Source organism: Limnobacter sp. SAORIC-690 (assembly GCF_002954425.1).
In the GTDB taxonomy this organism is placed as follows: Bacteria; Pseudomonadota; Gammaproteobacteria; order Burkholderiales; family Burkholderiaceae_B; genus Limnobacter; species Limnobacter profundi.
This window is the reverse complement of sequence record NZ_MQVZ01000001.1, coordinates 769,727-789,399: the sequence shown is the minus strand read 5'-3', so window position 1 is coordinate 789,399 and position 19,673 is coordinate 769,727. Positions and strand designations below refer to the sequence as shown.

The window sequence follows — 19,673 nt, the reverse complement described above, 5'->3', positions numbered from 1 at the left end:
AGGATTTTTTGTCGGCTCGGCCAATCCAGCAACCCTTTCGGGTGACCCGAATCAGCGGTTTTTTTGAAGCCATAAACTACCCTGCTACTGTATTGCCTTTCCCTTTGAAGGCAAACAATTCATGCGCTTTCGTAACCTCGCGCTTCTAGCTCTTGCCTGTACCCCCTTCTTATTTTTGATTCCCAAAGGAGCCCACGCTGTGCGGCAAGACAACCTCATTCTGTCCTCTTCCGTTGAGGGACAAATACTCGACCATGGAAAACCTGTTGCAGGATTAAAAGTGCAGCGAATCATTAGCTGGAATATGGAGGCGGAACCGCGTACTGAAATTACGTCGACAGACAAGGAAGGCCGGTTTCAATTTCCGGAAGTACGCGGTGCCGCTGAGTTCGGATTCCTCGCCAAGTTATTTCATGTGCCCACAATCCTGCTTGATGTGAATCTCGTTGAGGGGGGACTTTCAACTTCGCTGTTCTCTGTGGTGAGAAGCTCCTATGGGCCCGCTGTTGAAACTGGTTATGAGGTGATTCAACTTACCTGCGATACAAAAGACAAGCAGATGTTTCGGGGGCGAGTGCCAATTATTGATTGCAAAGTCAAATTAACGCCTGACTTGGAGAAGGGTTTTGAGTAATCTTTTGATGGAACCAAAGCATGTTCATTTTCTGTCCGATGTTGCATATGCCACTGACGTAGCATTTAGAGGCCACAAGACAGCAAATCCAAAACAGTCTGTTGCAGAGGTAGCAGTTGCGGCGGCAGACGATATCGCTAAAAGATTACGACTCCGAAAAGGTAGTGCCGACACTTCAACTGTTACCCTATTTCATGCCAAGTCCGGCCTCTTCAACATCGACCTCCTCAGCGGTTTCGGCTTCGTTGCACACGGTACTGGCAGTCGCGCCAACGAGCTCGTTCTTGTCACACGCGGCACCAACTTCCAGCACAACAAATTCGATTTGGCAACCAACGCAAACATCGGCTATGGCATTGGCCCACGCGGCAATGTGTTTCACCGTGGGTTCCTGAAAACCTTCAAAAGCTATCAAAGCCAGTTGGTCAGTTTTGTATCGCAAAGTGGTGCAAAGTGGCCAAGTACCATTCACTGCATGGGCCACAGCCTAGGTGGTGCCTTGGCCAATTTGAATGCCTGCATGCTTCGCGATGCTGGTTTCAATGTATGCCTGTACACCATTGGCGCGCCGCGCGTGGGTATTGTGAGTTATGCGCAAGACATCACCAAGCAAATTGCACCCGGCCAAATTCGGCGCATCGCTAACCCCTGCGACCCAGTGCCCATGGTGCCTTTGTTTCCCTACATGCATGGGTCTCGCGGGCAGTCCGAGCTTTTGTTGCGGCATGGCGAGAAGGTGGGTATTGATGCGCACCTGTTGCACAGCGGTTATTCCAAAATGGCCCACAGCAGCAGTTGGAGCGATTTTTCTCCGATGCCGCATGGCTTGTCGCAATACACCGATTTGTCCCGAGAGTTTGCGAAACTGGGTGGCGGTGGCATGTTCAATGCCAAGCTGCTCGACCTGGTGGGCAAGCTGACAGAGCAGGTGTTGCGCTCAATGGGATACGCCTACCTGGTCACCGTGCAGGGTGGAATAAGCCTTGCCGTTACAGCGGCAGATCTGCTTTCAGAAGTGTTGGTGAAAGCCGCAAACGCCAGCAAGCTACTGGCTGAGGATGTGTTCACCATTGTGAATTCCATGCTTGATTTTCTGGGGCGTGCACCGATCAGCGGCACAGCGCTCACCATTCAAACCCTGCACTGGATTCTTGACCAGTTCAGCACGGAAATGGCTGGGCGGGCCCAACAGGCCATGTTGAAAGCGCAGCGGGGTTAGTTTTAAATCAAACAGGTTTAAATCCCGCCGTCTTGATGGCATGGGTGTCGAAGCTAACACAGTGCTGGCACCCGCCATGCTTTGTAGCAGCTTTGCACAACCCACACCAATTCAACCAGTGAAACTTGAGAAATAAATCCAGGGTTTTCTGTTGTAAGCGGTGTAATTAGTCTGGTAGCGATGGGAGTTGCTTGACATCATCTTGGGCGATATAGCGGACCAGTAGGTTGGTATCAAAGCCGATCATCGGGCTTTGGCCCCTTGTTTGGCAATCGCCAAGTTCATATCTTCGATGCTTACAGGTGATAACGGTTTGCGCAACATGTCTTTGAGGGCATGCACGGAATTTGTTGCTGCAACAATTGCAAACTTTCCCTTCTCTATTTCAACAAATTCAACTCTGCTGCCGGTTTCCAGTCCGAGCGCAGCGCGCACCCCAGCGGGAATTGTAATTTGCCCTTTGGATGTTACTGAAGCTGTAGCCATGATTGATATATCCCTTGATATCATTTCCTTGCTGTGGAGTAAGGAGTTTTGCCTGTCAAATGAATTTTATCGGAGAAGGGCGCACCTCAGGTGGGAAAACAACCTTACTTCTCAATCCCCCAATACAACACCCACCCCGCCGCAACACTAATCACCCACGTCAGCAAAAACGCGGTCAACATCTCTGCAAAGCTGCTCAAGCCCAAGGCAATCACCACCGAGCTTGCAAACACGGCAATGCCGTAGTGAATCAGAAAAACCGAGTACGAAATATCGCCCAGCCAGCGCACTGGGCCTTGAACAATCACACTGACCAAGCTTTCAATACGATCACTGTTCATCAACAGCAAAGCTGTTACACCCGTCAGCAACAAGCGCTCGCGCCATTCAACCCACAGTGCAATGCCCAGCATACCCGCAATCAGCAAGCTGACCCAAACCACTTTGCCTTCACGTTCAGCCCAATGGGCGGCAACGCCCAAGCCGTAGGCACCGAAAAAATACCAGGCCCATTCGTCGTGTTCAGCATTTCTGTTCCACACCAACAAAGAGGCGAGGGTCATGGCAATTGCCAGCAGCAACAATCCTTGCTGGGGTTCGAGCAATTTCAGCCCGCCGGTTTTTTGGCTCACCCACGCCATCAACACCAACACTGCGTAAAGTTGCAGGTCGATTGCCACATACCAAACCCCGGCCGACAAAGCCTCCACTTCGACAATGTCGTGCAACAAGAATGCATGGGCCAGCAGTTGGGTAAAGCCTGGTAAATCCGATACTTCCGGGTGCATCGCAATTTTGCCGCCCAGCCAGCTCAACAGCACAGCCACAGCAATGGCAATCCAGAAAGGTTTTGCCAGGCGTAAAAAGCGTTTTTTGAACAGGGGCCAAACCGCCACATCACGTGCCTTACCCAGCAAGCTAAACATGGACTGGGCCGCCAAAAAGCCGCCAATGACCAGAAAAATTTGCACCACATAGCGACCCTCGTCGGCAATAAAACCGAGCAAACCGGGCCAGTTGGCTTGCAGTACCGGTGACATGGGTGTGTACAGCAACAGGTGGTGAACCACAATAATTTGTGAGGCCAGGGCTTTCAGCAGGTCGATGGTGGAATTGCGCACAGGGCATGCAGAAGGAATGGGCAAGTGCGAAGTATAAAGCGAGTTGCCACAACCGATGCGGGTAGAAATGGATTGGTCTGAACTGCACCAACTTGGTGCTTTATCACGTATTACAGGCGTATCATCATGGGCTTGTTGCACACAAACCTGTTGATTCCAAAAATGAAACTCTCCATCCGGGCTTTGCGCGCCTTGTCCGTGACCAGGTCGATTCTTGGCTTCGAATCCAATTCCACCAGCCCCCGCGAGAAAGCCATTTCTGGTCTCGGTGCCTTTTTGGGAATCTTGATGGTGTGTTGGGTGTCCAGTTTTGTGGTGCAGGGCACCGATGCAATTTTGGTGGTCGCATCCATGGGTGCCACAGCGGTGTTGCTGTTTGCCGTGCCGCACGGCACCTTGTCGCAGCCTTGGGCGCTGATGGGTGGGCATTTCGTGTCGGCACTCATTGGCGTTACCTGTGCGCGTTACATTCCGCACACCTATTTGGCCGCAGCTTTGGCGGTAGGTTTGGCGGTGGGCGTGATGTACTGGGCCAATTGCATTCACCCGCCGGGCGGGGCCACAGCGCTCACCGCCGTGTTGGGTGGTGAATCCATTTCAAACCTGGGTTATTGGTACATGATCAACCCGGTGCTGTTGAACACCCTGGCTATTTTGTTTGTGGCGGTCAGTTTCAATGCGCTGTTTGCCTGGCGGCGCTACCCCAACCATTTTGCACGCAAGCAGAAAATGCCCGTTGAGGCCCTGTCGGAAACTGGAGCCAGCCTCACCCACGAGGATTTTGCCGCCGCCATTGCCCGCATGGATTCCTATGTGGACGTGAGCGCAGATGTGTTGGCCGAGCTGTTCGAATATGCCACCAAGCATGCCGATGAGCAAAGCACTCACCCCCAAACCCTGACCGTGGGCGCTTTCTACAGCAATGGCCAAGTGGGTTATCGCTGGTGCGTGCGCGAGTTGCTGGACATGTCATTAACCACGCCTTACAAGGGCGAGGCCGGGCAACAAGTGATTTACAAGAATGTGGCCGGTGCCGATTTGTATGAAACCGGTTTGAGCAATGTCGAGGCCTTCAAGCGCTGGGCGCGCTACGAGGTGGTGTTGCAGGACGGTCGCTGGCTGCCAGTGAAAGCAGCCACGCATTAACGTTGGCTTTCTTGTAGCCGGTTCAGGTGTTCGTGAAGAATTCGGCGCACTTCAACAATGGCCTCGGGCGTTTCCTGCACGCTGTGCCAGGAGTTCACCACCAGTTCTGAGGCTGCACCCTCCAGTTTTGCGCTGGCATAGGGCACCACACCATCGCTGCTGGCCTCAAGAATAACGCCGGGTGTGTCGTTGCCCATGATGGAGTGGTAGGTCACCTTGCTTGAGATCGGTAATTTGGAAGACTCCCGCACGAACGGGTCTTGGTCACTGAGGTTCTTGATGCTGTTGAAAGAATCCACCAAGGGTTCATTCGATGCTTCATCGGGATTGACCAACAGCTGACCAATCTCAGTCACCCGGCTTAGCACGGTGGCTGGCAAACGAATAAGCCCCGACACAAAACGCGCAAAACGATTTTCTGCATAGGGGGTTCCGCGGTGCGGAGCTGCAATGAAAATGGCGCGCGTGGGTTGCGGCATGGCATCGAATATCACGAAGGGTTCAATTTTCTGACGCAGTCTTTTTTCTCGTTGTTCTGAAATGTTGTATCGGTCCAGCACCGATTCCCACAATTGGTCGCCCGAATTCGACACCATCAGCCGTGCCAACACGCCACCCATGCTGTGGCCAATCAACACCATTTCTGTGGAGGCCCTTCGCTTGCCTTGCGGATCAAAGTTTTTTAACGTGGCATTCACTGCTTCACGAATCTCGCGGTTGTTGAATGGCAGCGGCAAATTGGTGGGGTAGTACACCTGCCAAATCTGAAAATTCTGGCGAAGTTCTTCGTCGCCCAACACTTCATTGGCCACATTCACCCAGGCCTCCGGGCTGCTGGCCAGGCCATGCAGCATCAAGATGACACGGCGGTTGGGGTCGAATGGTTGCATCAAATAAATGCGGGGTTTGTCCAATGTTTCACTGCGCCCAATCAGCGACAGCAAACTTTCTTGCGCAAAGCCTGATCGGGCAAGCCACAGCCCATAGCCTGACGTGAAATTGGCAGCCAAGGGAACACGTATGCCGCGAACATCTACACTCGAATTCCGGTGAGGATCAAAACCCTGTAGTTCTACACGTTTGCCTTCCAGCACCGATTCAACACTGTTGCCAGGAAAGTGCAACATCACGGTGACAGAAGGGAAGGGTGTTTCGCTCCAAGGCTTGTTTTCGTCTTCCCGTTTCACAACGCTGTCGGCAAACACGGCCACCAATTCAGCACCCAAACCATCACGGCGGTACTGATTGCGCAAACCCTTGAAGGTGAGTGATGACGCCGCAAGCAGTTCATTGGGCAATTGGCCCTTGTGGCTTAAGCTGATGCCCGCAGTGTTGCCGCTAACCTGCCAGGGGGCAAAGTCGAGCAGGTAAGTTTTTTCCTGCGAAACAGACTGCTCCAATTGATCACGGTAGCGGTTGAACAAACCCACCACAGCCTGCTGGGTTGAAAAATTGTAGTAGTCGCGCACTTGGGCTTGCCGGTCTTCCAGTGCGCGCAGGTCGGGCGTTCTGCCGGTGAAAAACAGGTAAGCGTAGGCGTGCTTTGCACTTTCAAGGTAGGCGGAAAGGGTGGCGGCTTTCAGCGCATCGTTGGCGGGTTCCAGTTTCTGCGCTTCTTCGTTTTGCAGGGCTTCCTGCAGCCACAGTTCGGAAATGGTGGAAAGGCGTTGTTCATCGCTTAGGCCGATGGAGGCAATCAGCAATTTTCTGCATTCAGAAATATTGGTGTTGCAACGCCCCTCGTTGGTGCCAACCACCTGAAGGGCTGTACGCGCGGATGCGCTGAGTTGGCCGGTGGTGAGCACATCGCCCCGGCGCGCTGACAGGTAATCTTCCGAGCTGACTGACCCCACGCTAACCATGGCGCAGCCCGACACGGACAGTGCAAGCAGAGTGGTAGTGGCGAGAAGGGTAAAGTTGAACATGGGCGTACTGCGCTTACCTTGAAGGAAGAACCTGATTCTACGCGAGGTCCTCTGGCACATCCACGTCTTGCAACACATCGGCGCTTGGCCAATCAATTGCAATCATTTTTGCACCGCGCAGCAAATGTTTTGCACCCACGTCACCTTGCAAAGCAATCAGAGAACCTGCCCATGCACGCGTCAGCCCCACTGGGTGCCCGCGCTTGCCTTGAAAGTATGGCGCCACAGCATGCAACTCTTGTGTACTCACTTTCAAGAGTTCAGCATGCACCCGTGCAACAGCTTCAACGGGCACCCAAGGCATGTCTCCCAGTGAAATCACAAATCCGGTGGTGCCAGGCTTTCTCTCAAGGCAATGCCTCACTGCCGCGGCCAAGGCGCTGCCCATGCCGTGCTGTGCTTCCGGGCTGATCAACACTTCGCAGCCTGCATCGAACAGGCAGTGCACACGCTTGGGTTGGTGGCCTTGAATCACAGCCAGCGTGCCAGGCAGCACCTTGCACATGGTGCTGCCGCTGTGCCACAACACAGGCTTGCCAGAATCGGGACGAAGTTGCAGCAGCTTGTCCTTTTCTCCGCTGGGGTCAAAGCGCTGGCCCTGGCCTGCGGCCAGCAAAATACCCTGAATCATGGCCTGGGCTTTTTCATTTTGCGCAGGCGCTCAATGTGTCAGCAGCCACTTCAAGCGCGGCTTTGGCTTGTGCCACGTTCAACACCTTGTCGCCGGCAACGCCGTTTTTCATGGCCACCAGTTCGGCGGCAATTGAAACAGCGATTTCAGCCGGTGTACGGCTGCCAATATAAATACCCGCGGGGCCGCGCAAGGTTGCCGCCTGTTCCTCGCTTACGCCGAACTCCAGCAGGCGGGCTCGGCGGGTTTCGTTGTTACGGCGCGAACCCAGCGCTGCCACATAAAATGCAGGGCTTTGCAGGGCCTCCATCAAGCAAGGTCATCCAGCTTGGGGTCATGGGTCAATGCAATCACGGCCATGCGTGCGTCGGGTTTCATCGCAAGCACCACATCGTCGGGCATCTCACGTGTCAACGTGGTGCCCTGCTCATTCCATTCATCGGCGTATTCCTCACGTGGGTCGCACACGGTGACAGCAAAGTCGAGTGCCACGGCCATGCGCGCCAGTTGCTGGCTAAGTTGGCCTGCACCAATCAGCAACAAACGGTAGCGTGGGCCGAATACACTGATCAGGGTGGTGCCATCGAACACCAAACCCTGCTCGGGGTGGGTGGGCTCCAGTTTGCGTTCGCCTGTTTTTATGTTCAGGCTGCGCTGCACCAGTTTTCCTGCTTTCAATGCGTTCAGCAAATCGGTCAATTCATTGGCTGCAGCCAGGGGTTCAAGCACAAGCTCCATGGTGCCGCCACAGGGCAAGCCGAAGCGCCGGGCCTGCTCTGCACCCACACCATAACTCACCAGTTGGGGCTGTAACGGGAAGCCGTCCTTGTTCAACAGGCGGTCAATCAAATCGTCTTCAATACAACCACCGGATACGCTGCCCAGGGCATGGCCGTCGTCGCGCAACGCCAGCAACGAGCCCGGTGGCCTGGGGGAAGAGCCCCAGGTGCGCACCACTGTGGCCAGCATCACGCGGTGGCCATTTTCCAGCCACTGGTGCGCGCGCTGCAACACTTCAAGATCAAGACTTTCCATGTTGCTGCTCCTTTACGCTTTCAGTTGTTCACCAATCGGCAGTTTGCGAATGCGCTTGCCGGTTGCATTGAACAAGGCGTTGGCCAATGCCGGTGCCAATGGTGGAACCCCGGGTTCGCCCACACCGGTTGGCTTTTCACCAGACTGAACCATGTGCACTTCGACCTTGGGCATTTCGTTGATGCGCAACACTGGGTAGTCGTGGTAGTTCGACTGCTGAACTTCACCGTCTTTCAAGGTGATTTCACCAGTCAGTGCAGCGGCCAGGGCAAACCCAATTCCGCCCTCCATTTGCGCTTCCACCACGTCGGGGTTTACCACCACGCCGCAGTCTACTGCGCACACCACGCGGTCTACCTTGAAGTTCCCGTCTTTCTGAACGGTTACTTCAACAACCTGTGCCACAAAACTATTGAATGATTCATGCACAGCAATGCCGCGTCCGCGTTTGGCACCGTCACCTGCAGGCGCAAGCGGCTTGTTCCAACCGGCTTTTTCAGCCACCAGTTTCAGTACACCTGCGTGGCGGGGGCGCTTGGTCAACAGGGTGGCCCGATATTTAACCGGGTCTTGTTTGGCTTGAACGGCCAGTTCATCAACAAATACTTCGGTGGCATAGGCGGTGTGGGTGGAACCCACTGCACGCCACCACTGAATGGGTACGCGAACCTGTTCATTGGTGGTGTGTAAATCCACCAGCATGTTCGGAATTTGGTAAGGAAGATTGGATGAACCTTCCACAGAAGTGGCATCCACACCGTCTTTCACCAGGAAGCCTTCGAAGGGCGATCCCTTCGCAATGGACTGGCCCACAATGCGGTTTTCCCAGGCCACCGGCAAACCATTTTTGCCCAAGGCTGCCCGCAAGCGGTGCGCGTACACCGGGCGGTAGTAGCCGCCCTTCATGTCGTCTTCCCGGCTCCACACCAGTTTCACCGGCGCTTTGCCGCCAATGGCTTTCACAATGTGGGCGGTTTCAACCAGGTAATCAGCTTGCGGGTTGGCTCGGCGGCCAAAGCTGCCGCCAGCATACAGCATGTTCAGTTTCACTTTTTCGGGGTCAAGGCCCAGCACCCCGGCCACAGCGGCCTGATCGGCTGTTTGCATTTGTTCGCCGTTCCACACCTCGGCGCTGTCCCTGTCCAGTTTAATGAGGCAGTTCAAAGGCTCCATTGAGGCATGCGCAAGAAAAGGGAAGTGATAGTCGGATTCAACAGTTCGTTCGCTGCGCGCGAATTGACTTTCGGTGTCACCATCTTGCCGAACAACGGTGCCGCGTTTGCCCAGCAGCTTGGTGTAGTCGACGGCAATTTGTTCGCTGCTGCCCTTGTAAGCCGTGGACAAATCCCATTCAATGTTCAGTGCGTCGCGCCCTTTTTTTGCAGTCCAGTAATTGGTCGCCAGCACTGCTACACCACTGGGAATGGTGACCACATCCGATACACCTGCAATAGCACGTGCTGCTTTGTCGTCTACGTTCTTCACGGTGCCGCCAAACTTGGGCGGGTGCGCAACTACAGCCACCAGCATGCCTGGCAATTTCATGTCTTGCGTAAACATCGCGGTGCCATTGGTTTTTGCAGTGCTGTCTTTGCGGGGTGCTGTTTTGCCAATCAGTTTGAAATCTTTCGGGTCTTTCAAATTGATTTCGCCCGGCACAGTCTGCTCGCTGGCCGCTTCGGCCAACTCGCCAAAAGTGGCCTTGCGATTGCTTTTCGCGTGCGACACAACACTGTTGCTCACCGTAATTTCACGGGCAGGTACTTTCCATTGCGCAGCTGCGGCGTTTACCAACATGGCGCGGGCGGTGGCGCCCGCCGTGCGCATTTGTTCAAATGAATTGGCAATTGCGGTACTGCCGCCAGTGCCTTGCGCGCCCCAGAACAGGTTGTTGTAGTGCTTTGTACTGGCGCCTGCGCCTTCCACTTTGACTGTGGACCAATCGGCATCCAGTTCCTCGGCCACCAGGGTGGCAAGGCCGGTGTACACGCCTTGACCCATTTCCAGGTGTTTGGAAATAACAGTAACTGTGTTGTCGCTGCCAATGGTTACAAAGGCATTGGGGGCGAAGTTGCCTGCTTCAACCGCACTGCCAGCCAGGCCTGGGCCACCGGCTTTCAGTTTGTTGTTGGCAAATACAGAGGGAATGCTGACTGCGAGTGTTAAACCAGCGCCTGCTTTCAAGAAGTCGCGACGAGAAACCTTGGTAACAATGCTCATGAATATTTCTCCTTAAGCCAATGTTTTGGCGGCTTCGTGAATGGCCGCGCGAATGCGCACATAGGTGGCACAGCGGCACACGTTGCCTGCCATGGCTGCATCAATGTCGTCGTCGGTGGGCTTCGGGTTGCTGGCCAGCAAAGCAGTGGCCGACATGATTTGCCCTGACTGGCAGTAACCACACTGCACTACGTCGAGCTTTTGCCAGGCTGCCTGAACGGCCGAGCCGACTTTGTCGTTTTGCATGGCTTCGATGGTGCTAACTTTTTTGCCCGCAACGGTTGATACTGGTGTGGAGCAACTGCGCACAGGCTCGCCATCGACATGCGCTGTGCAAGCGCCGCAAAGGCCCATGCCGCAACCAAATTTGGTGCCTGTCATGTCCAGGTCGTCGCGAAGCACCCAAAGCAGTGGCGTGTCGCCATCCACATTCACACTGACGGCTTTGCCGTTCAATACAAAATCAACCATTCATCACCTCCGGTATTCTAAAAAATGTTGCAGTGCACCTATTCCTACAGTCTAGCCCCCTTGATTATCAAGATAAAGGCGGATATGGTGTATTGGTTATTAACATTTGGTTCACAATGGGGGTTTTTCATGGTGCTCGATAAAGACTTGCTTGATGGCATCCCGGTGTTTTTAACCGTGGCCGAACACAGCAGTTTTACATTGGCGGCCGCGCAGCTGGGCATTACGCCCACAGCGGTGAGCAAGGCGATTCGGGTGCTGGAAGAACGCCATGGCGTGGTGTTGTTTCAGCGGACTACCCGCAAAGTGGCTTTGACTGAAGCAGGCCAGGCATTGTTCTCGCGTTTGAACCCCGCTACGCAGGAAATTGATGAGGCAATTGCCGCTTTGGGACAATTTCGGGAAAAGCCGATCGGCACGCTTCGACTGAATATGAAACGATCGGCCTGCACCTATTTGGTCGAGCCTATTGTGGCCGAGTTCCGCCAGAAGTACCCGGATGTGAAACTGGACATCACGATTGATGAAGGCCTGACCGATTTGCTGGAAGGTCGCTACGATGCAGGTATTCGCTTGGGCGAATCGGTAGACAAGGACATGGTGGGCGTGCGCCTGACTCCCGATCTGGCTTTTCATGTGGTGGGCAGCCCGGAATATTTCAAGCGCCATGGCAAACCTGCAAAGCCTGAGGATTTGCAGCAACACGATGCAATCATGTACCGCTTCGTGACCAGCGGTACCTTTCACCGTTGGGAGTTTGTCCGTAGCAAGCGGCAGTTTTTTGTAGACTTGCCAAGCCCGGTGGTGGTGAACAACCGGGATATTCTGATCAACTTTGCACGCCAGGGTTTGGGTTTGGCCTATGTGGCGCAGTACGAGGTAGAGCGCGAGTTGGCAGAGGGCAGCCTGGTGCCTGTGCTGAGCGAGTTCATTCCGAAAACCTCAGGTCTGTATTTGTACTTTCCAGCACGCACGCAAGCGCAACTGAAGTTACGCGCTTTCATCGACATGGTGACCAAAGTGCGTGGCGCATAAGCATCACCACTTCACCTCAACGCCCGCGTAAATGCTCCTGCCTTCACCCGGCGAAAACTGCGCCGAGTCCGCCCCATTGGCATTCACAATCACACCCGTGGTGGCGGCATACACTTTGTCTGTCAAATTGCGGGCATCCACAAACACGCGCAGTGTGTCGCTGAATTTGTACGATGCATTCAAGCCCACTAGCAGGTAGGGGTCTGAGGCCAGTGTGTTCGCCAAATCCACAAAGTAGCCTTGCGGCACGTATTCAATGTTGGGCGACAGGGACCAGCCCAAAGTATTGGAGTAGTCCAGTTTGGCCCGCACATAGTGTTCCGGAATTCCCGGTATGGCGGCGTTGCCGTACACGCGGTCATTGTCAAAACGGAATCGGCCAAAGGTGTAAGCCAGTTGCCAGTTCAAAGTATCGCCAGCCCTGAGCAAATCACGCGTGAAAGGCCCGGCAAGCCCAATCTCCATACCTTGATGCACCGTGTTGTCTGCATTCAGAATTGCGCTCAGGCCCGGCACCAGCGGGTTGAGTTGGTAACTCACAAACTCATTGTTCAACTGGCTGTAGTAGGCGCTGATGTCCCAGCGAATTTCTTGGGTCACTCCGCGGGTACCCAATTCAAACGTCGTCGATTCCTGCGCCTCCAGTGCACGCGTGGGGCTTGTTTCAGAGAATGTGGGTGGCTCGAACGCACGGCTCAAATTGCCGTACACCTGCACAGCCTCGCTGGCCTGCCAAAGCAAGCCGGTTTTCGGGCTGAACTGCGCGTAGCGGCGTTGGTAGCTTCCATCGCCATCGCTTAAAAACTGATCGTCTGCCGTGCGTTTGGCGTAGGTCCATTGCAGGCCATTGATCCATTGCACGGAATCAGTCAGGTGCAGGCGACTTTCTCCGTAAAGCTCCATGTTGTGGGCTTTCTGGTCTTCATGGCTTCGAAGGCTGATTCGGTCGCCGCGAACATGGTTGAATATGCGCGCCTCGGTGATGCCGTGCACCAGGTTGTAACCCAAGGTGGTGTGGTGCCGCAAACCCCATAATTCACCTTGTGCAATCCGGTTGCCAAAGGTGCCCACATCACGGGTTTGCTGGTCAATCAAACCAAAACTCAGTGGGTGGTACAGGTTTTTGTCCACTGCATACACCCCGGCGTTGTACTCCACGCCTGTTGGCGAAATCCAGGTGGTTTTGTTGGCAAGGCGGGTAATCAGAAAGTCGCGTTGAGAATTCGCAGCCGCCGACGCGGCATTGGCCTGTGTGGGGTTGCTTTGCAACTGCGCCTTGGTCAAGTTGCCGGGCAACTCCTGGTTCAGGTCACCGTGAATGACATAGAACCGGGTTTCCAGTTGAGGTGAAATCTTCAAACCTGCATTGGCGTTCAAACGGGTATTTTTTTGCCCACTGAATTGCCGGAACCCGTCAGAACGCAATTGCGAGAGCGATGCAAAATAATCCCAGTTGCCCAGCACATCGCCGGTTTTAAATTGCGCGCGCGCAAATTCATGGCTACCAGCATCCAGGCGCAAAACGCTGTTGGGTGTGGTGTAGCCGGTGGGCGTGACGAAGTTGATGGCCCCGCCCAGGTTTGCCGCACCGTACTGCAAGGCATTGGCTCCTTTGTACACTTCAACGTGTTGCAGGGCCAATGGGTCGATGTCCTGAAAATCCGAGCCACCGTCTGCCAGGTTAATTGGAATACCATCTTGCAAAAGACGTATGCCACGCATGTGAAAGGTGCGCGACAGGCCCGAGCCTCGAATGCTCAGCCGTGCTTCTTCATTCACCCGGCTTTGCGCAAATACGCCGGGCGTAAAGTCCAGCATGTCCTTAATGGTCACTGCTTTGCCTGCTTCAAAGCTTTCAGCATCAACCACTGCGGTGCCGCCTGCTGTCTGGTTCAGCTTTTGTTTGGCCACTTGCACACTGGCTGCGCTCAGTGCTTCGCGTTGGGCCTGAACTTCCACGCTGCTGAGTGCCGGGTTTGCAAACACCGGTTGAGCCAGTGGTGCAAAAGCCAACAGCAGGCCTGTAGACAAGGTAGTCATTTTGAAAGAAGCATGAGCGCGCATCGCATAGTCCGGGCAAGATCAACCAGCACGCTTTATACGCCACGGCCTGCACTGCGAGAATGCGGCATATTGTCGCAGCCGGGCTGCACACCTCACAATTTCAAGGCAGCGAAGCAAGAAGCCACTTAGAATGTGAGCATGAAAACAAGCCTGTTTCCCGACCACCGTCCCTTCATGCACCTTTGGACTGAAGGCTTGATGGACCAAAGCGATTTGTCCGTTCGCCGGCAGCAAATGGTGACAGTGATGTGGATGCGTACGCTTGCGCTGGCCGCTCAGGTTGTGCTGTTGGCGGTGGTCGGCTTGCTGTTGCATGTCAGTCTTCCCTGGCCGGTATTGACAGTCATTTTGGGTGCGCTGGTTTTACTCAATGTCATCACTTTTATTCGCCTGCGTCAGGGGCATTCGGTGGGCAGCTTTGAAGTGGCTGCCCAGTTGTTTGCCGATCTGGCCGCCTTCACCTTTGTGCTTTATTTCACGGGTGGCGTGACCAATCCCTTCGTGTCACTTTATTTGCCGCTTCTGGGCTTGGCTGCGGCTTTGCTGCCTTGGGCGCAAGTTGCCGTTCTTGCCCTTTTCAGCGTGGTGGCTTACACAGTGTTGATGGGCAATTACATTCCCCTGGTGTTGGCCAATCCCGACGATGGGGTTCACTTTCACCTGGTGGGCATGTGGTTGAATTTTTTGGTCAGCGTGTTGATTTTGGTGGGTTTTGTGGCGCGTTTGAGTTCGTCGATTCGCAACCGCGACCAAGCCTTGGGGCGCGCGCAGCAACGTTTGGCCAGTGAGTCGCGTTTGGCGGCACTGGGCAACCAGGCTGCTTCCATTGCACACCAGTTGGGCACGCCAGTGTCGACCATTGCCACCATTGTTTCAGACTGGAAAAACGACCCCGCCATGCACGCGCAGGTGCGGGAAATGAATGTTCTCAGTGCCCAGGTTCAATCCATCACCGACACCCTGGGCCAGCTTCGGGATCAAATCGAGGTCAACCCACGCCACAATGCCGATGCGCAAATGATCAAGCCCAGCGAATGGCTTCAGAACACATTGGGTATTTGGCGAACCCGCAACCCACAACATGAAGTGCGCTTGATGCCCAGCATTGCCTCTATTGCAGGCGAATTCAAAGTACGCAAAGAGTTGCTTGAATTGGGTTTGATTACGCTCTTGGACAATGCTGCGCAAAGCCAGCAGCGAGCCTCGGTTAGAGACCCTCTCCAGGTGGGCATGCAATGTGATCACGAAAGCCTGACCCTTTTTGTGAATGATGCGGGCGGTGGTATTGATGCTGAGTTATTGCCGAAAATCGGGCAACAGTTGTTTCAAGCCAATGGGCAAGGCATGGGCCTTTTTTTACTGGCCAACCTCTTGGAACGTGAAGGCGGAAAGCTGAGCCTTCGCAACCTGAACCCCGGCGTTTGCGCCAGTTTAAGCTTGCCGGTGCTCTCGCAATGACGCGCTCGATTTTGATTGTCGACGATGACGAGGTGTTTGCGAATACCCTTGCTTTGTCGTTTGAACGCAAGGGTTTCAAGACCGATGTGGCATTCAAAAAGGAGCAGGCCCTGCTTGCTGCCGGGCAACAGCAATTCACCGACATTACGCTTGATTTGAATTTGGGCGAGCAATCGGGTTTGCAGTTGATCACGCAGCTACGGAGTTTGCAGCCCAGTGCCAATATTTTGATACTGACCGGCTACGCCAGCATTGCCACCACCGTACAGGCCATTAAGCTGGGTGCTGACAATTATTTGGCCAAGCCCGCGGACAGTGCTGCGGTGTTGCGGGCTTTGGACGATGATTCAGGCAGTGTTGCTTCAAATGACGACGAAGCTTCTGACTTTCAACCGATGTCGGTTTCCCGCCTGGAGTGGGAGCACATTCAGCGGGTGCTCAACGAGCACGAAGGCAATGTATCGGCCACTGCGCGTGCGTTGAACATGCACAGGCGAACTTTGCAGCGCAAGCTGGCAAAGCGGCCTGTGGGGCGCTAGATGTCTTGTCGCAGTCTCAAAACTTCACATTAATCCCCGCCACCACCTGCCGTTGCCTCCCTGGATGAATGCCGTTGGTACGCGCAGCAATGTACTGCTTGTCCGTCAGGTTCTCTGCGTTCAGGAAGTAGCTGATATTGCTGCCCGCCGGTGCAAAGCTGATGGACGCATTCAGCAAGGTGACAGCTTCAATTTCTCCGAACAGGCCACAGAACAGGTCGTTTGCAGGGTCTTCACCATTGGGGCAAAAGCCCAGGGGCTCGGTGCCGCCAAAGTTCTCGGTATTGGCAAATTGTTTGCTCACATGCGTTGCGCCAACCCTGGCATTCCATTGTTCAGTTTCATACGATAAATTCAAAGCCAGGGTGTGCTTTGGGGCGTAGGGCAAGCGGTTGCCCGCCTGGTAAGTACCGTATCCATCTTCGCCTTCACCACCCACCACGCCCGAGTTTTTGAATTCAGCGGTGAACAGGTTGGTGTAGGCCATGCTGACAAAGAACGGATTGGCCTTTTCACTGAACAATTCACCCAGATTGAATCGACCCGCCAACTCAAACCCGGTGTGCTGTGCTTCACCCTCATTTCGGAAAAAACCGCCTGAGTTCACCACAATGTCTTCAATGTCCAGGTTGAAGAAAGTTGCTTCATAGGAGCCTGCGCGCACATTGCCGCGAATGCCCAACTCAGTCACAGTGGCCAGCTCGGGGGTCACGCGCTGAAGCATGTCGTTTTCAATGTCGCGGTCTGGGCGGGGCGGGGCAAAGCCGCGGTGTACGCCGCCAAATACTGTCGCATTCTCCAGTCCGTTCCAGGTAAAACCAATGCCGGGCAGGGTCTCGGTTTCGCTGGTGTCCAACATGTCTTCCTGCTGAAAATTGGCTGTACCTGGCACACCGGAAAACAGCACCTTGGTCTGTTCAATTTGCTCCACGCGTACGCCGGGGGTCAAAGTCCAGTCGCCTATCAAGAAGGTGTTCTGTGCAAAAAATGCAGTGGCTTCCACATCGGCCAGCAGGCGTTCATCTGCCTCGGGTGTGGTGTCGGCGAAGTTGTCGAATTCAAATTTCTTACGGTCAATGTCTTCCGTGTGGTAGCGCATGCCGATGATGGTTTCGCTGGGTACACCAAAAGCAGAATGGGTGAATTCAAGCTTCGGTTCAATGCCGAACACATCGTATTGACGCGGCCTTGTTGCAAATTCGGTTTCCAGCTCACCCAAGCCAATCGTGGTAGGGTCCATGGGGTCAAAGGCCGATTCAAATTCGCGCGAGCGCAAAGAAGTTCTGTCAGTTTTGGTGTGGTACACCTGCGTGGTCAGGCGGGCACGTTCTCCCAATTGCCAGCCATGAATCAACTGAATGGTGTCGCGGTCCATCAGATAGCGTTCGCCCTCGGTGCCTGGCACCGAATAGGGGTCTCGCAAATACTCCTGTGCGGTAAGCCCGGTCTCGCTGAACAGCGAATCTTCTTCAAACCGGGTGTACTTCGCGGTCAGGGTGTGTGCACTGTTGATATTCAACTGGCCCTTGATGGTTACATCTTGTACATCGAATTCATGCTGTGCGCGAATGCCGTCGCCTTGGCGCTTGAGCAAATCAATCATGATGCCGCCTTGTTCCGAACCGGTTCCAAGGTTCAGGTGTGCACCCCGGTAGCCTTCATTGCCCACCGACAATTTTGCGGAACCTTCAAAACCGTCTCGCGGTACGGGTTTCGTCACGAAGTTGATCATCCCGCCCAGCGTTTGCGGGCCATACAAAATTTGACCCGATCCTTTCAGTACTTCTACGCGCTCCAGTCGCTCCAGCGGTGTGGAGTAATGTGCAGATGGGTCGCCATAGGGCGCAAAAAATACAGTGGGTGCACCGTCTTCCAAAAGCAGTGTTCGGGAACTGCGTCTTGGGTTCAGCCCGCGCAATCCAATATTCAGGTGGGTGCCCGCAGCGTCCTCAGACACCACGTGCAAACCGGGTACTTCTCGAACCAGTTCCAGAATGGAAAAGGGCTCGCGTTTGTCCAGGTCTTCCCGAGTCAGCACGTTCGACGAGCCGGGTAAATTTTCAATATTGGAAGGCAAGATACTGTTGCCCGACACCTCGACGCCTGGCAATGCATTGCTTTGCGCAAAGGCCAAGCCGCCGTGCCCCAACATGATCAGCACCGCACTGGTGATTGCTGTTTTTTTGAATGTACCCATGTCCTACCTCTCCGAGTTCTTTTATGTTCTGAAGTAAGTGTAGGAACTGGACAGCGCACTTTCCAAGGGAACTTTTCCCGAAAATATTCGTAATACGGGGAACTTTAATGGCGTGATAGGCTCCCTCTATCAGATCGCTTGATTAACCTTCACAAAAATAGACCCCGACATGACAGCAACCACCATTCAATGGATTGCCGCCTTTCTTTTTGCCGGCGCGCTTATTCACACTTTTTCGGCCAGCTACTTTGAACGCTTGGCTCACCACAGCAAACACCACAGTGGCTTGTTTCACCTGCTAGGCGAGGTTGAAGCGGTATTTGGCATTTGGGCCCTGTTTTTGGTCATCGCCATGGCTTTTTCAGTCAACCTCGATTCAGCCGTGGAGTATGTGGATACCCGCCATTACACCGAACCCTTGTTCGTATTCGTGATTATGGTGGTGGCTGCAAGCCGCCCGGTGCTGGATGCCTCCCGTTTGCTGGTAGAGGGTTTGGCCCGTTTGATGCCCGTGAACAAAGGTGTTGCCTTCACCTGGCTGGGCCTGTTCATGGTGCCCTTGCTGGGCAGTTTGATTACTGAACCAGCCGCGATGACCTTGGCGGCCTTGCTGCTTCGCGACGTGCTGTTTTCCAAGACTGTGCCCAATTTCATCCGCTATTGGGGCCTGGGTGTTTTGTTTGTAAACATCTCGATTGGCGGTGTACTCACCTCCTTTGCTGCACCACCTGTATTGATGGTGGCTGCCACCTGGAACTGGGATACCCCCTTCATGCTGGCCAACTTTGGCTGGAAGGCAGCTATTGGCGTATTCATTAATGCCACAGTGTTTATTTTCTTCGCTGCCAAACATTTGGGCGCCGAAGTCAAAAAACCCGAGGCCTTGGGTGAAGACGGCCAGCCGCTGGCGCCAGTGCCCTGGTGGGCCATGGTCATTCACTTGGCCTTTTTGGGTGCGGTGGTTTTGTTTGCGCATCACCCAGCCGTGTTCTTGGGCATTTTCCTGTTTTTCCTGGGTTTTACGGCCGCATACAACACTTTCCAGTCCCGCTTGTTGTTGAAGGAAGGTTTGCTGGTGGCGTTCTTCCTGGCGGGCCTTGTGGTACTGGGTGGCATGCAACAATGGTGGTTGCAGCCTGCGGTCAGCGACCTGGACGATGGCGTGTTGTTCGTTGCAGCCATGGCACTTACAGCGATCACTGACAACGCCGCGCTCACTTATTTGGGGTCGCTGATTGAGGGCACCTCAGAAAGTTTCCGCTATGCCCTGGTGGCTGGTGCGGTGGCGGGCGGCGGCCTTACGGTGATTGCCAATGCGCCCAACCCAGCGGGTTTGTCACTGCTCAAGCGCCAATTCCCTGACGAAGCCGTGTCAGCTGGAGGCTTGCTTGCCGGGGCCCTCGGGCCCACGGCGGTCGCGGCACTTTGCTTCTGGTATCTGTGAACCAGTAGAGGTTCAATAAAAAGCCCCTGTGCGCAACACACAGGGGCT

The 19,673-nt window shown here is 54.4% G+C and carries 15 protein-coding genes and 1 pseudogene; 7 read left to right on the top strand and 9 right to left on the bottom strand.

Annotated features, from left to right (window positions below; translation table 11 throughout):
- Positions 1-121: 121 nt before the first annotated feature.
- Together BSZ31_RS03720 and BSZ31_RS03715 are read left to right on the top strand one after the other, a co-directional pair.
- Positions 122-634 (top strand): DUF6795 domain-containing protein, encoded by a 513-nt coding sequence (locus BSZ31_RS03720; RefSeq protein ID WP_105027611.1) that lies wholly within the window; start codon positions 122-124, stop codon positions 632-634.
- 7 nt (positions 635-641) lie between these two features.
- Entirely contained in the window at positions 642-1,853 is a 1,212-nt protein-coding gene (locus BSZ31_RS03715) for a lipase family protein (RefSeq protein ID WP_105027610.1), read from the top strand.
- 243 nt (positions 1,854-2,096) lie between these two features.
- Here the strand turns inward: BSZ31_RS03715 and BSZ31_RS03705 are convergent, their stop codons facing one another.
- A complete protein-coding gene (locus BSZ31_RS03705; protein ID WP_105027609.1) occupies positions 2,097-2,339 on the bottom strand; it encodes an AbrB/MazE/SpoVT family DNA-binding domain-containing protein in 243 nt (80 codons plus the stop codon).
- Positions 2,340-2,443: 104 nt separating this feature from the next.
- Complete coding sequence (locus tag BSZ31_RS03700) at positions 2,444-3,460, bottom strand: acyltransferase (RefSeq protein WP_168426833.1); 1,017 nt, start codon at positions 3,458-3,460, stop codon at positions 2,444-2,446.
- Positions 3,461-3,586: 126 nt separating this feature from the next.
- Between BSZ31_RS03700 and BSZ31_RS03695 the strand changes: the two genes are divergently transcribed.
- On the top strand, positions 3,587-4,606 hold the full coding sequence (locus BSZ31_RS03695; protein ID WP_105027608.1) for an HPP family protein: 1,020 nt from the start codon (positions 3,587-3,589) through the stop codon (positions 4,604-4,606).
- Here BSZ31_RS03695 and BSZ31_RS03690 read toward each other — a convergent pair.
- The 5 genes and pseudogenes from BSZ31_RS03690 to BSZ31_RS03670 all read right to left on the bottom strand — a co-directional run bounded on the left by BSZ31_RS03690 (position 4,603) and on the right by BSZ31_RS03670 (position 10,888).
- Positions 4,603-6,531 carry a triacylglycerol lipase gene (locus tag BSZ31_RS03690; protein WP_105027607.1) on the bottom strand — a complete coding sequence of 643 codons (1,929 nt, stop codon included), beginning with the start codon at positions 6,529-6,531 and terminating at the stop codon, positions 4,603-4,605. The genes BSZ31_RS03695 and BSZ31_RS03690 overlap by 4 nt on opposite strands.
- Before the next feature lie 37 nt (positions 6,532-6,568).
- Positions 6,569-7,162 (bottom strand): NTP transferase domain-containing protein, encoded by a 594-nt coding sequence (locus tag BSZ31_RS03685; protein ID WP_105027606.1) that lies wholly within the window; start codon positions 7,160-7,162, stop codon positions 6,569-6,571.
- A gap of 13 nt (positions 7,163-7,175) precedes the next feature.
- Positions 7,176-8,197: pseudogene (locus tag BSZ31_RS03680) on the bottom strand (XdhC family protein).
- 12 nt (positions 8,198-8,209) lie between these two features.
- Positions 8,210-10,417: a xanthine dehydrogenase family protein molybdopterin-binding subunit gene (locus BSZ31_RS03675; protein ID WP_105027605.1), complete on the bottom strand. Its 2,208-nt coding sequence runs from the start codon at positions 10,415-10,417 to the stop codon at positions 8,210-8,212.
- A gap of 12 nt (positions 10,418-10,429) precedes the next feature.
- Positions 10,430-10,888 carry a (2Fe-2S)-binding protein gene (locus BSZ31_RS03670; RefSeq protein ID WP_105027604.1) on the bottom strand — a complete coding sequence of 153 codons (459 nt, stop codon included), beginning with the start codon at positions 10,886-10,888 and terminating at the stop codon, positions 10,430-10,432.
- A 129-nt stretch (positions 10,889-11,017) separates the two neighbouring features.
- Here BSZ31_RS03670 and BSZ31_RS03665 point away from each other — a divergent pair, with 129 nt between their 5' ends.
- Positions 11,018-11,923: a LysR family transcriptional regulator gene (locus BSZ31_RS03665; RefSeq protein WP_105029726.1), complete on the top strand. Its 906-nt coding sequence runs from the start codon at positions 11,018-11,020 to the stop codon at positions 11,921-11,923.
- A 3-nt stretch (positions 11,924-11,926) separates the two neighbouring features.
- Here the strand turns inward: BSZ31_RS03665 and BSZ31_RS03660 are convergent, their stop codons facing one another.
- The gene (locus BSZ31_RS03660; RefSeq protein ID WP_105027603.1) at positions 11,927-13,987 is read right to left on the bottom strand and encodes a TonB-dependent receptor; all 2,061 of its coding nucleotides are present in this window, start codon (positions 13,985-13,987) and stop codon (positions 11,927-11,929) included.
- Positions 13,988-14,125: 138 nt separating this feature from the next.
- Between BSZ31_RS03660 and BSZ31_RS03655 the strand changes: the two genes are divergently transcribed.
- On the top strand, positions 14,126-15,445 hold the full coding sequence (locus BSZ31_RS03655; RefSeq protein ID WP_105027602.1) for an ATP-binding protein: 1,320 nt from the start codon (positions 14,126-14,128) through the stop codon (positions 15,443-15,445).
- Positions 15,442-15,984 carry a response regulator transcription factor gene (locus tag BSZ31_RS03650; RefSeq protein ID WP_105027601.1) on the top strand — a complete coding sequence of 181 codons (543 nt, stop codon included), beginning with the start codon at positions 15,442-15,444 and terminating at the stop codon, positions 15,982-15,984. Before BSZ31_RS03655 ends, BSZ31_RS03650 begins: the two co-directional genes overlap by 4 nt.
- 16 nt (positions 15,985-16,000) lie before the next feature.
- On the opposite strand, the gene BSZ31_RS03645 is transcribed toward BSZ31_RS03650, so the two are convergent.
- Complete coding sequence (locus BSZ31_RS03645) at positions 16,001-18,181, bottom strand: TonB-dependent receptor domain-containing protein (protein ID WP_205882453.1); 2,181 nt, start codon at positions 18,179-18,181, stop codon at positions 16,001-16,003.
- Positions 18,182-18,350: 169 nt separating this feature from the next.
- Between BSZ31_RS03645 and BSZ31_RS03640 the strand changes: the two genes are divergently transcribed.
- On the top strand, positions 18,351-19,625 hold the full coding sequence (locus tag BSZ31_RS03640) for a putative Na+/H+ antiporter (protein ID WP_105027600.1): 1,275 nt from the start codon (positions 18,351-18,353) through the stop codon (positions 19,623-19,625).
- The last annotated feature ends 48 nt before the right edge of the window (positions 19,626-19,673 follow it).

Excerpts from the sequence above, each read along its gene's own strand:
- BSZ31_RS03645 (WP_205882453.1), bottom strand. The coding sequence starts at position 18,181 with ATGGGTACATTCAAAAAAACAGCAATCACCAGTGCGGTGCTGATCATG.
- BSZ31_RS03650 (WP_105027601.1), top strand. The coding sequence starts at position 15,442 with ATGACGCGCTCGATTTTGATTGTCGACGATGACGAGGTGTTTGCGAAT.
- BSZ31_RS03675 (WP_105027605.1), bottom strand. The coding sequence starts at position 10,417 with ATGAGCATTGTTACCAAGGTTTCTCGTCGCGACTTCTTGAAAGCAGGC.
- BSZ31_RS03640 (WP_105027600.1), top strand. The coding sequence starts at position 18,351 with ATGACAGCAACCACCATTCAATGGATTGCCGCCTTTCTTTTTGCCGGC.
- BSZ31_RS03670 (WP_105027604.1), bottom strand. The coding sequence starts at position 10,888 with ATGGTTGATTTTGTATTGAACGGCAAAGCCGTCAGTGTGAATGTGGAT.
- BSZ31_RS03695 (WP_105027608.1), top strand. The coding sequence starts at position 3,587 with ATGGGCTTGTTGCACACAAACCTGTTGATTCCAAAAATGAAACTCTCC.
- BSZ31_RS03655 (WP_105027602.1), top strand. The coding sequence starts at position 14,126 with ATGAAAACAAGCCTGTTTCCCGACCACCGTCCCTTCATGCACCTTTGG.
- BSZ31_RS03685 (WP_105027606.1), bottom strand. The coding sequence starts at position 7,162 with ATGATTCAGGGTATTTTGCTGGCCGCAGGCCAGGGCCAGCGCTTTGAC.
- BSZ31_RS03715 (WP_105027610.1), top strand. The coding sequence starts at position 642 with ATGGAACCAAAGCATGTTCATTTTCTGTCCGATGTTGCATATGCCACT.
- BSZ31_RS03705 (WP_105027609.1), bottom strand. The coding sequence starts at position 2,339 with ATGGCTACAGCTTCAGTAACATCCAAAGGGCAAATTACAATTCCCGCT.
- BSZ31_RS03665 (WP_105029726.1), top strand. The coding sequence starts at position 11,018 with ATGGTGCTCGATAAAGACTTGCTTGATGGCATCCCGGTGTTTTTAACC.
- BSZ31_RS03690 (WP_105027607.1), bottom strand. The coding sequence starts at position 6,531 with ATGTTCAACTTTACCCTTCTCGCCACTACCACTCTGCTTGCACTGTCC.
- BSZ31_RS03660 (WP_105027603.1), bottom strand. The coding sequence starts at position 13,987 with ATGCGCGCTCATGCTTCTTTCAAAATGACTACCTTGTCTACAGGCCTG.
- BSZ31_RS03720 (WP_105027611.1), top strand. The coding sequence starts at position 122 with ATGCGCTTTCGTAACCTCGCGCTTCTAGCTCTTGCCTGTACCCCCTTC.